Source organism: Rhodococcus sp. B50 (assembly GCF_013602415.1).
GTDB lineage: Bacteria > Actinomycetota > Actinomycetes > Mycobacteriales > Mycobacteriaceae > Rhodococcus.
This window is the reverse complement of sequence record NZ_WPAG02000002.1, coordinates 361,761-373,854: the sequence shown is the minus strand read 5'-3', so window position 1 is coordinate 373,854 and position 12,094 is coordinate 361,761. Positions and strand designations below refer to the sequence as shown.

At 67.0% G+C, this 12,094-nt stretch carries 9 protein-coding genes; 1 reads left to right on the top strand and 8 read right to left on the bottom strand.

Annotated features, from left to right (window positions below; genetic code table 11):
• Window positions 1–180: 180 nt before the first annotated feature.
• From GON09_RS02030 to GON09_RS02015, 4 genes are all read right to left on the bottom strand, one after another.
• A complete protein-coding gene (locus tag GON09_RS02030; RefSeq protein ID WP_244865346.1) occupies window positions 181–1,560 on the bottom strand; it encodes a glutamate decarboxylase in 1,380 nt (459 codons plus the stop codon).
• 70 nt (window positions 1,561–1,630) lie between these two features.
• Entirely contained in the window at window positions 1,631–3,616 is a 1,986-nt protein-coding gene (locus GON09_RS02025; protein ID WP_213930379.1) for a YhgE/Pip domain-containing protein, read from the bottom strand.
• A gap of 3 nt (window positions 3,617–3,619) precedes the next feature.
• Complete coding sequence (locus GON09_RS02020) at window positions 3,620–4,411, bottom strand: hypothetical protein (protein WP_307854282.1); 792 nt, start codon at window positions 4,409–4,411, stop codon at window positions 3,620–3,622.
• A gap of 58 nt (window positions 4,412–4,469) precedes the next feature.
• A complete protein-coding gene (locus GON09_RS02015) occupies window positions 4,470–5,750 on the bottom strand; it encodes a metal-dependent hydrolase family protein (RefSeq protein ID WP_213930378.1) in 1,281 nt (426 codons plus the stop codon).
• A 172-nt stretch (window positions 5,751–5,922) separates the two neighbouring features.
• Here GON09_RS02015 and GON09_RS02010 point away from each other — a divergent pair, with 172 nt between their 5' ends.
• Window positions 5,923–6,564: a hypothetical protein gene (locus tag GON09_RS02010; RefSeq protein WP_213930377.1), complete on the top strand. Its 642-nt coding sequence runs from the start codon at window positions 5,923–5,925 to the stop codon at window positions 6,562–6,564.
• Between the two features lie 33 nt (window positions 6,565–6,597).
• Here GON09_RS02010 and ligA read toward each other — a convergent pair whose 3' ends face one another.
• The 4 genes from ligA to GON09_RS01990 are packed head-to-tail and all read right to left on the bottom strand — an operon-like array spanning window position 6,598 to window position 12,077.
• Entirely contained in the window at window positions 6,598–8,706 is a 2,109-nt protein-coding gene (gene ligA, locus GON09_RS02005) for an NAD-dependent DNA ligase LigA (RefSeq protein WP_213930376.1), read from the bottom strand.
• 37 nt (window positions 8,707–8,743) lie between these two features.
• On the bottom strand, window positions 8,744–9,769 hold the full coding sequence (locus tag GON09_RS02000) for a methionine synthase (protein ID WP_213930375.1): 1,026 nt from the start codon (window positions 9,767–9,769) through the stop codon (window positions 8,744–8,746).
• Entirely contained in the window at window positions 9,766–10,845 is a 1,080-nt protein-coding gene (gene mnmA, locus GON09_RS01995) for a tRNA 2-thiouridine(34) synthase MnmA (RefSeq protein ID WP_213930374.1), read from the bottom strand. Before mnmA ends, GON09_RS02000 begins: the two co-directional genes overlap by 4 nt.
• Window positions 10,842–12,077: a cysteine desulfurase family protein gene (locus tag GON09_RS01990; protein WP_213930373.1), complete on the bottom strand. Its 1,236-nt coding sequence runs from the start codon at window positions 12,075–12,077 to the stop codon at window positions 10,842–10,844. The genes mnmA and GON09_RS01990 overlap by 4 nt, the downstream gene beginning before the upstream one ends.
• Between the last annotated feature and the right edge of the window lie 17 nt (window positions 12,078–12,094).

Here is a 12,094-nt window from a genome sequence, read left to right as displayed (position 1 = left end):
ATTGTCGCACCGCGTGGAGAATCACATTCGGGCAATTTCGAGTGCATCCATTCGGACAGTTCACGAACGATTCTCATGGCGAAGGGGGAGAAACTCCGCGAGTTTCTCCCCCTTCGCCGTGGGCGCGGAGAGGAACCTCGCGCAGCACCCCGAACCGAAGAGCCGTGGACGTGAAAGCGCTCAGTGCGCGAATGCCTGCCCGGTGTGGCCGCGGCCGACACCCTCGCGGAGATAACCCACCACCTCGGCGATGTCCTTGCCGAGTTTGTAGGCGAGATCGCGGCTGAATCCCTCGCGGAGCACGATGCGCAGCACCGCGACGTCCTCGGCATCGGCCGGCATCGTGTACGCGGGGACCTGGAATCCGCGGGCCCGCAGTTCGTGGGAGACGTCGAAGACCGTGTATCCCGGCTCCCCCACCAACCGGAAGGACAGCACCGGGATCGCGGAACCGTCGGTGATGATCTCCATGTCGTCGATCCCGGAGATCATGCGCGACAACATCAGGGCGGTGTCACGCAGGGACTCCATGATCTGGGTGTACCCGGCGACCCCGAGACGGATGAAGTTGTAGTACTGGCCGACCACCTGATTTCCGGAGCGCGAGAAGTTCAGGGTGAAAGTCGGCATGTCGCCGCCGAGGTAGTTGACGCGGAAGACGAGATCCTCGGGCAGATGTTCCTTCGAGCGCCATACGACGAAGCCGATACCCGGATAGGTCATGCCGTACTTGTGGCCACTGACGTTGATGGACACCACTCGCGGTACACGGAAGTCCCATTCGAGTTCCGGATGGAGGAACGGGACGACGAATCCACCGCTGGCGGCGTCGACATGGAGCGGCACATCGGGACCACCGGCTGCAGCGACCTCATCGAGTGCCGCTGCAATCTCCGCGACGGGTTCGAGTTCACCGGTGAAGGTCGTGCCGAGGATCGCGACGACACCGATGGTGTTCTCGTCGACTGCTTCGCGGACCTGGTCGGGGGTGATCACGTAGCGGCCGGGCTCCATCGGCAGGTACTTCGGTTCGACATCGAAATATCGGCAGAACTTCTCCCACACCACCTGGACGTTGCTGCCGAGCACCAGGTTGGGCTTGGAGGCATCCTTACCCGCCGCCTGCCGGGCCTGACGCCAGCGCCACTTGAGAGCGAGACCGGCGAGCATCACGGCCTCGGACGATCCGACCGTCGAGACACCGGTGGCCGAGGCGGGATCGGAGGGAGACAGATCCTCTGCGTGGAACAGCGCCGCCACCATGTTGACGCAACGGGTCTCGATCTCCGCCGTCGCCGGGTACTCGTCCTTGTCGATCATGTTCTTGTCGAACGTCTCGGCCATGAGACGGTCGGCCTGCGGATCCATCCAGGTGGTGACGAAGGTGGCCAGGTTGAGCCGCGAACTGCCGTCGAGCATCAGTTCGTCGTGGATGAAGCGGTAGGCCGCTTCCGGTTCGGTCTCCGACTTCGGCAGTCTCAGAGCGGGAATCGGTTCGGTACCGAGCCGGCCCGTGTAGGCGGGTGCGAGTGTCTCGGTAGGAGCGGTGGTATCTGACATGGCTTCCTCCATAATTCGCGCATCGAACACTCGTCCGATCCGGTGGACGTCGGGATACTCGGGGCGGTCCTCACACCTCGATCGGCGGGTACAGCCGCTCCATCGTGTAGCGGCGGTTGCGGCGGACCGACAGGGCACTCAGGGTCAACGATACGAGCAGGATTCCCGCCAGAACAGTGATTGCGATCCACAACCGCGAGTCGATGTGCTCGGCGACGGTGAGCTGCCGCAGACCGTTGACGGTGTAGGTCATCGGGTCGAACGGATGGATGTACTGGAACGGCTTCGCAGTGGTGGGAACGGGGTAGATACCGCCGGCCGACACCAGCTGCAGCATCAGGAAGGCCAGCGTGACCACACGGCCGACCGCGACACCGAAGATCGCGTTGAACGCCTGGATCATGGCCAGGTACGTCGCGGAGATCAACATCAGGAACAGGACCGTTCCCACCACGTGCTCGACGTTCAGTCCGACACCGAAGTGGACGACCGTGTACATCACGATCACCTGCAGGATGCCCACCAGCAGAGCCGGCCAGTACGACGCGAGGACGGTGCGGTAGGCCCCGAGGCCGGCGACCGTGGGTCGCGACTGCAGCGGCGTGAGCAGCATCCAGGTGATGATGCCGCCGACGAACAGGGCGAGCGACAGGAAGAACGGCGCGAAACCGGTTCCGAAGGTGGGCGCCTCGTTGGTGTAGTTCTGTTGCAGCGCAACCGGAGTCGACAATGTTTCAGCGGTTGTGGTGCGCTGTTCGTCCGACCAGCTCGGCACCTGGGTGGCACCCTGACTCAAGGCCTGCGCGAGTTCCTGTGAACCCGACTGCAGTTCGACCATGCCCGAGGACAGTTCCCCCGCTCCGTCGGCGAGCTGGAAGCTGCCGTCGGTGAGTTGGACGAGGCCGGAATTCAGGGTGGCGGCGCCGGCGCTCAGTTCGCCGACCCCATTGCGGAGTTGGTTCACTTCCGCCGCGATTCCACCGCTGGAGAGCGTCGTCAGGACGCCCTGCAGCGGACTGTTCGGATTGCCGAGCTGGTATTCGAGTTGTTCGGCGTCCGACTGCAGCCGCACGATCTCCGCACGCAGGACATCGACATCGGAGACCGTCTGCTGGGCCGTGAGCGGCGTCAACGCGACAATCGCCTGCTGCACGATCGGATCGGAACTGCGATTCAGGACGTCGACGACCTGCTGCACGGCCTGGTTCACCGTCGACTGCGCGGTCTGTGGCACCCGCGCTTCGAGCGCGTCGAGTGAGGCCCGCAGGTCGGCCGCCTGCCCCGCGACGCCGGCGAGGGCACCGCTGTCGAGTGCACCGAGCAGAGGCCCGGTCACCCCGTCGACCGCGGTCGCGAGTTCGTTCGCACCGGCGGCGAGCTGCGCCGACCCGTCCCGCGCCGTGACCATGTTCGTCGCCAGTTCCTGCGAGCCGGATGCGAGCTGGTCGGCTCCGTCCTTGGCGGTGTCGATACCGTCGGCGAGCTGTCCGGCACCGCCGGCGGCCTGTTTCAGACCCGAACCGGCGCTCTCCAGACCGGTGAGCACGGTCCCGACACCCTGGGCGCCGATCGTGGAGTTCACCTGTCCGATCACCTGTTCGGACGCGTCCTGCCCGATGATCGTGGCGAGGTAGTTGTTCGCGTCGTTGAAGGTGAAGACCAGATTCGCCTTCTCGGGGTTGTCGCCGTTGGGGGATTCGACCGCTTCGGTGAAGTTCTCCGGAATCGTGATGGTGTAGTAGTACTTTCCGTCGGCCAAGCCAGAGACGGCGTCCTCCTCCGACACCTCGGCCAGATCCAGCTGTCCTGAAGCGATGAGGGACGTGACGACCTGATCACCGGCGTCGATCTGCTCCCCCGTCGACGAACGACCGGTGTCGTTGTTGACGATCGCCGCGGGAATCTTGTTCACCGCACCGAACGGGTTCCAGAAGGCCCACAGGTACATGGCGCCGTACAGCAACGGCATGAGGATGATCGTCGCGATCGCGATGCGCGGCATCGTGCCGCGGAAGTATCGTTTCGAGTCGCTACCGAGAGAGATGCCTGCGAGCACCTGTCACTTCCTTCTCGTCAGGACGCCGATGTCACCGGGTCCGAGCAGATCGTGCATGTCCACCACGGCCCGCACCCCGACGGTGGGGTCGACAGGGTTCACGTCGCCGATGATCACCGACCGGTTCTCACCGAGCGCGACGAGCCGGTCGAGCAGGGTGGCGCGCTCGACGTCGTCGGCGATCCTGTCGATCCGGCCCACCACCAGCAGCGGCGGGCGTCGGGTGTCGGCCACCGAGATCCGCAGGAGCAGTTGCTGGAGTTCGGGAAGGTCGTCGACGAACGCCTCGAGCGGGGGCAGCGGTACGTCGCCGAAGATCTCCCCGCACATCTCGGCGACACCGCCCTCGTCGACCCGCGGAACGAACCTGTACCACGGGGAATCCCACCGTTTCTGCTCGGTGACGAGGTCGCGTACGGTGACAGACGGACGCACCTCGTCGAGCTCGTTCATGCACGCGATCGCCGATCGGGCAATCACCTTCTGGGGCCGGTCCTCGCCGAGGACCGTCAACGATCCCCGGGTCAGCCGCATGCGCCCACACAGAGCCATGAGCAGTGCGGTCCGCGCGGCACCGGCCTGCGCCGCCAGGACCGTCACGCCCCCGGCGTCGAGGTCCAGGTCGAGCGGCCCGAACACGTGCCCCCACGGGCCGTGGAGTTCGATTCCGCGTGCCGACACGAGCGTGCCCGGAGTCTGCCGGGCGACCGCCTGCCCGACGACCGGCATGCCGTACGGAGGCGTGTCGAGATCGTCCGATTCCGTTGCTTCCGTATGGGTTTCGTAGTGGGTCACCGATCGTCCTCGCGCCGAGCGAATAGGGCGTCGTGCCGTGTCCGATGTGCCGGCACGGTCACAGGACGTTCTTGACGACGTGGCCGTTCTTCACGATCACCGAGAGGTTCTTCGCCGGATCGGCGATCAGGCTCAGATCCTCGAGCGGGTTGCCGTCGACGAGGAGGACGTCGGCCCAGGCACCCTTCTCGATCACGCCCCACCGGGCCTGCCGGTAGGGGTCGCGTTCGCCTGCGAGCCGGAACAATTCGGCGTTGCCGGAGGTGAGCATCCGCAACGCGTCGAGAGTGCTGTAGTGATCGGCCAGCCGCGCAGCCATCTCGCTCTGTCGCGGCGCGATCTGCGGTTCGAGCAGCAGGTCGGTGCCCCAGGCCGTCTTCACGCCGTGCTTCTGTGCCCATTCGTAGACACGGTCGGTGCCGGTGCAGATCTGCTGGTCCTTCTCCGCACGGTCGGGATCCGGATAGTGATGGTCGCCGAGGGCGAAGGGTTGCATCGACAACCACACGTCCTTCTCCGCGAGCAGTGCGACGGTCGCCTCGTCGGCGAGGTGTCCGTGTTCGATCGACTTCACCCCGGCCGCGACCGCGCGGCGGATCCCGGTGACGTTGTAGACGTGGGTGGCCACGTAGGTGCCGTAGTCGGAGGCTGCCTGGACCGCGGCCCGCAGTTCCCTGTCGATGAACTGGACCGTGTACAGCGGGTCGTACATCGACGCCGCCCCACCGCCGACCATCAGCTTGATCTGCGATGCGCCCTTCTTGAGCTGCTCGCGCACGGCTGCGAGGACCCGGTCCTCGCCGTCGGCGACCCGCATGAAGCCGATCTGTTCGGCACGTGCCTGGTTTCCCCCGAGGGCCGTGGGGCATTCGTAGACGAAGCCGAAGTCGCCGTGACCGGACGTCTGCGAGATCGCGGCCTGGGACGGGTAGATGCGGGGCCCGTCGAACAGTCCCCTGTCGATCACCGATTTGATGCTTCCGGTGTCGCCGGCCATGTCGCGGACGGCGGTGAAGCCGCGAAGGAGCATGTTGCGGGCCTCGGCGAGGCCGTTGAGCGCGATGTGCGCTTCGCTGCCCATCACCATGTCGATGTAGGAGTTCGCATTTCCCACGAGGTGGACGTGTGCGTCCGACATGCCGGGCATCAGTACCCGTCCACCGCCGTCGATCACGTCGGTTTCGCGACCGGGTTCTTCGCCGATCGGCGATGCGGACACGGCGACGATACGGTTTCCGTCGATCAGTACGTCGCCGGTGACGAGCTCTCCGGAAATTCCGTCGAAAACGCGCACATTACGGAAAAGAAGGCGATGGGTGGACTTACCGGTCTCCGTCATGGCTGGCACGCTAACGTGCATCGAACGCGGCTTCTCGCCAACCAAAGATATTGGGTGCAATTCACCCCTGCCGTTCACCCCTTTCGAAAACGCACTCTGAACTGCGCCTATCCTGCCGGCTATTTTTCGGCGAAAACGAACAGCGTTGCAATCCTCGACTTATACTGCGCCAATGCTGATTCACCCGACATTGCGTATGCAGTCCTGGGGATTCGTCATCGGGGCCGCCCTGTTCGCAGTGGGTTCGACACCGGGAATTTCGACGATTCTCGGCACGGCCGGAGCAAATAGTTCGTTCTTCGTGGGTTCCTGGTTCTTCACAGGTGCAGCATTCGTTCAATTGATGCTGAGCGGACCGGCGACCGTCTGCGACAAGGGAAGCCCGGCGATCCGCGCCGACTGGCTCGCGTCGCTGATCCAGTTCATCGGCACGCTGCTGTTCAACGTCAGCACGGGAGCCGCACTGCACGCCCACACGGTCAAGGGAGAGATGCACCTGGTGTGGAACCCCAATCTCGAAGGGTCCCTGTGCTTCCTGGCGTCGAGCGCCATCGCGTGCGCGATCCTGTGGCGGTCGGGCTCGCACTGGGCGCCGCGCTCGAAGAACTGGATCAGCGGGTGGTTGAACATGCTCGGATCGATCGCGTTCGGTGTCTCCGCCGTCGGTTCGTTCGTCCTCGACGACGGCAACACACTCGACCCGAGCCTCGCCAACGCCGGCACGTTCGTCGGCGCGATCTGCTTCCTCCTCGCGGCGGCGGTGTTCCTCGGCAGGCGCAGCGCCGAGGAACCCGAATCTGCAACGGCCTCCTGAGGGTTCGCCCACGCGACACAGGCGAGCGATGTCTCAGTTCTGCGCTTCGCGCCCTTCCAGGTGGGCGAGAGCGGCGTCCGGCCCATCTGCGAGCAGGATCCGGAAGCCGTCCTCGTCGAGCACGGGCACCCCGAGATCGGCGGCCTTGTCGGCCTTCGACCCCGGATTGTCGCCGATCACGACGAAGGCGGTCTTCTTCGAGACCGAGCCGGCCGCCTTGCCGCCACGCGTGAGGACGGCCTCCTTGGCTTGGTCGCGGGAGAATCCCGCGAGCGTGCCCGTGACCACGATCGACAATCCTTCGAGGGTCCTCGGAACGGATTCGTCGCGTTCGTCGGCCATCCGCACCCCCGCTGCCGCCCACTTGTCGACGATCGCGGCGTGCCAGTCGACGGCGAACCAATCGGTCACCGCTGCGGCGATCGTCGGACCGACGCCCTCGACAGCCGCGAGCTCCTCGACGGACGCGGACCGGATCCGGTCGAGACTGCCGAACTCGGTGGCCAGGGCACGCGCCGCCGTGGGCCCGACATGCCGGATCGACAGGGCGACGAGCACGCGCCAGAGCGGTTGTTCCTTCGCCTTGTCGAGATTCTGCAGCAGGCGCTCGCCATTCTTCGACAGCACGCCCTTGGTGGTGCGGAAGAACGGGACGCGTTCGAGATCTTCCGTCGTGAGCGAGAACAGGTCGCCCTCGTCGGCGATGATCTTCCCCTCGAGCAACGCCGTGCCCGCCTCGTAGCCGAGCGCTTCGATGTCGAACGCTCCCCTACCCGCGACGTGAAAGACACGTTCGCGCAACTGCGCCGGGCACAACCGCGAATTGGGGCAGCGCAGATCGACATCGCCCTCCTTCGCGGGGGCCAGAGGTGTTCCGCACTCGGGGCATTGCGACGGCATTTCGAAGGGGTACTCGGAGCCGTCGCGCAGATCGACGACCGGGCCGAGCACTTCGGGGATCACGTCGCCGGCCTTGCGGATGACCACGGTGTCGCCGATCAGCACACCCTTGCGCTCCACCTCGGACGCATTGTGCAGCGTCGCCAGCGAGACCGTGGACCCGGCGACGGTGACCGGTTCCATGTAGGCGAACGGGGTCACGCGCCCGGTACGTCCGACGCTGACGCGGATGTCGAGGAGCTTGGTGGTGACCTCCTCCGGCGGATACTTGTAGGCGATCGCCCAACGAGGGGCCCGGGACGTGGCGCCGAGGCGGCGGTGCAGTCCCATGTCGTCGATCTTGACCACGAGACCGTCGATCTCGTGTTCGACGTCGTGCCGGTGTTCGCCCCAGTAGCGCATCCGTTCGACGACCGCCTCGCTGCCCTGCACACGCGCGGTGTGCGGGGAGACCGGCAGTCCCCAGGCGGCGAAGGCCGCGTAGGCGTCGGACTGCGAGCGGGGTTCGAAGCCTTCCATCCGGCCGTAGCCGTGGCAGTACATGCGCAGGCGCCGCCGTGCGGTGACGGCGGGATTCTTCTGCCGCAGGGACCCGGCGGCCGAGTTGCGCGGATTGGCGAAGGGCGGTTTGCCCTCGGCAACCAGGCCCGCGTTGAGGGTCTGGAAGTCCTCGAGCCGGAAGAACACCTCCCCGCGAACCTCGAGCAGCGAGGGAACCGGGTATTCGTCACTGCCGGTGAGCTTTTCGGGAACGTCGTCGATCGTGCGGGCGTTGAGGGTGACGTCCTCGCCGGTGCGACCGTCGCCGCGGGTCGCGGCGCGGACGAGTTTGCCGTTCTCGTAGACCAGGCTCAGCGCGACGCCGTCGATCTTCACCTCGCACAGATAGTCGGGGTGGGTTCCGGTCTCGGCCTCGGCGCGCGAGAGCCACGTGCGCAATTCGTCCTCGGCGAAGACGTTGTCGAGGCTGAGCATGCGTTCGAGATGCTCGACGGCGCCGAACTCGGTGGCGAATCCGCCGCCGACCAGCTGGGTGGGCGAATCCGGCGTGCGGAGTTCGGTGTACTGCTCCTCGAGCGTCTGCAGTTCGCCGAGCAGCGCATCGAACTCTCCGTCGGAGATGATGGGGGCATCGCGCACGTAGTAGCGGAACTGATGCTCGCGCACCTGTTCGGCGAGATCCTGCCAGCGCTCACGCGCCTCCGGAGGAGCGGTGATGGGTGCGTCCGTCGGTTCACTCACAGCCTGCAAGCCTAGTCGAGGGAACCGACAGGAATGCTCAGAGCGTCTCGGCTTCCTCGGCGAAGGCCGAGGCGACGTCGCGCACGGAACGCAGGGCGGCTCGCGCCCCGTCCGTGGACGCCGGGGCCAGTCCGCAGACCGGGCTCACCGCCACCGAGTGCAGCACCTTCCGGGGGAAGCCGAGCCGGTCGATCAGATCGACGGCCGGTGCCGCGTACTCGCGCCAGCCCGTCGACGCCGGAGCGCCGGCAGGCACGAGCCCCAGGATCGGGACCGTGCCGGAGTCGAAGAGTTCCCCCAGTCCGTCGAGGTCGGAGCGTCGCACACGTCCGACGTCGAAAGCGACCGCGTCGGCGGCGCTGCGGCGCAGGATGTCGGCTGGGAAGGTGTCCGCGCAGCAATGCACCGCGACGGACAGTCCGCTGCCCCGGATGGTCGTGTCGAGCACGTCCAGTGCCTCCGGATCCGGGACGGCGGGCACGGTCTCGAGAATGGTCCGGCCCTTCAGCGTTCCGGCGAGCACGTCGGGAAGCGACGGTTCGTCGAGTTGCGCGACGACCTGCACACCGAGCCGACGGGTGATCTCGGCCGCGTGCCGGGCCAGCCCCTCCGCGAGCGATTCGGCCAGGTCGCGGACGGCACCGCGGTCGGTGAGCACCCGTCGCCCGGTGGCGAGTTCGACGTGGGCGGCGAGAGTGAGCGGGCCGGCGGACTGCACCTTCACCGGGCGTGTGGCGGCCGGCCCGGCGCGTTCCCAGGCCTCCTCGAGCGCGTCGAGGTCCTGCGCGAGCAGGTCGCGCGCCCGGGAGGCCACGGTGCCGCGCCGCGACACCAGGCGATATCCGGTGGTCGACGTGTCGAGATACATGTCGACGAGCAGGGCACTGACGCGCCCGATGATGTCGGCACCGAGCCCACGCGCCGGCAACTCGACCAGATGGGGCAGATCGGTGAGTTCGCCGACCACGACCGCCGCGGCCTCGCGCGGGTCCGTTCCCGGCCACGAACCGATGCCTGTCGCGGCACCGGACCACACCGCGCGGCCGGTGGCGGGTGCTGTCACTGCTCCCCTGCCGTGATGGTGCCGCTGCCGAGAACGATGTCGCCCGCTGCATCAGGGCGGTACAGGACAGCAGCCTGACCGGCGGCGACACCGGTGAGCGGTTCACGCAGCGTGATGTCGATGCCCGTGCCCACCGCTTCGGCGACGGCCGGCGCCAATCCGCCGTGTGCGCGGACCTGCACGACGCACTCGATCGGTCCGACGGGAACCGTGCCCGAAGTCCACACGGCGCGTTCGGCCCGGATCGAGTCGACCTTCAGCTGTTCGGCGCTGCCGACCCGGACGGTGCCGCTCTCGGGCTCGATCGCCGTGACGTAGCGGGGACGGCCGTCGGGTCCGGGTCCGGCGATGCCGAGTCCCTTGCGCTGACCGATGGTGAAGCCGTGCACGCCTTCGTGTTGCGCGAGCACCTCACCGGAACGGTCGTCCACGACGGCGCCGGGGCGCACGCCGATCCGGGCACCGAGGAAGGCGCGGGTGTCGCCCGACGGGATGAAACAGATGTCGTGGCTGTCCGGCTTGTTCGCCACCGCGAGTCCGCGCTCGGCGGCCTCCTCGCGGATCCGGCCCTTGGGGGTGTCGCCGACGGGGAACATCGCGCGCGACAACTGCTCCGCGGTGAGCACGGCCAGTACGTACGACTGGTCCTTGTCGGCGTCGACGGCGCGACGCAGCACTCCGTCGTTCAACTGCGCGTAGTGGCCGGTGGCCACGGCGTCGAAGCCGAGTGCCACGGCACGGTCGGCCAGTGCCGAGAACTTGATCTTCTCGTTGCACCGCAGGCACGGATTCGGGGTCTCGCCGGCGGCATAGGACGCGACGAAGTCGTCGATCACGTCCTCTTTGAAGCGGTCTGCGAAATCCCAGACGTAGAAAGGAATTCCGAGCACATCGGCGGCGCGGCGGGCGTCGCCGGCGTCCTCCTTCGAGCAACATCCTCGCGATCCGGTGCGCAGCGTACCCGGCGCGCTCGACAACGCGAGGTGCACCCCGACGACGTCGTGTCCGGCCTCGACCATGCGGGCGGCGGCGACCGCCGAGTCCACACCGCCGCTCATTGCCGCAAGAATCCTCATCTCCGGTCACCTCCTCGTCCACCGGCGCTCGCCAGTCCGGCGGCGCGAGCCCTGTCCACCACGGAAGGGAGAGTTTCGATCAGTTTCTCGATGTCGCTTCGGGTTGTTGTGTGCCCCAACGAAAATCGGAGCGACCCTCGCGCAATGACGGGGTCCGATCCCATCGCGACGAGCACGTGGCTCGCGCGCGCAACCCCGGCCGTGCACGCGGAACCGGTCGAGCATTCGATTCCGGCCGCGTCGAGCAGCATCAGCAACGAATCCCCTTCACACCCGGGGAAGGTGAAGTGCGCGTTGTTGGGCAGTCGTCCCGCCTCGCGCGGACCGTTGAGGATCGCGTCGGGAATCTCCGTCTCGACACCGGCGACGAGAAGATCGCGCAGACTCGCGAGTTCGGCGGTGCGCGAAGGCAGATCCGAGGTGACCTCCCGCAGTGCGGCAGCCATCGCCACGACGGATGCGGTGTCCTGCGTACCGGAACGCACGTCGCGTTCGTGACCGCCACCGTGGGCGAGGGGCACGCACGGCACCTGCCTGCCGAGCAGCAACGCGCCCACCCCTTGCGGCCCACCGAACTTGTGGGCGGCCAGGGTCAGCGCCGACAGGCCGCTCGCAGTGAAGTCGACGGGAAGATGAGCGACCGCCTGCACGGCGTCGCTGTGCATCGGGACGTCGAACTCGGCGGCGACGGCGGCGAGTTCGGTGATCGGCATGACGGTGCCGACCTCGTTGTTCGCCCACATCACGGACACGAGGGCGACCTCGTCGGCGTAGCGCGAGAGTTCGTCACGCAGCGTGGCGGGATCGACACGTCCGGATCGGTCGACCGGAAGCCACGTCACCAGCGCGTCCTCGTGCTCGACGAGCCATTCGACGGCGTCGAGTACAGCGTGATGTTCCACCGCGCTCGCAAGGATCCTGCGGCGACGGGAGTCCTGGGCGCGGCGTCCCCAGTAGATCCCCTTGATCGCCAGATTGTCACCCTCGGTACCACCGGAGACGAAGATCACCTCGGAGGGCCGGGCACCGAGGGCGGCCGCGATCGACTCCCGCGACTCCTCGATGCGGCGGCGCGCTGCGCGCCCCGAGCCGTGCAGGGACGACGCGTTTCCGACGGTGGTGAGGACCGACGTCATCGCCTCGACAGCCGCGGGAAGCATCGGCGTGGTCGCGGCGTGATCGAGGTAGACGGTCGTGGAGGTACCGGAGGGACCGGCGGCGGGCGAGGTCATGACCGATCCAGGATAGC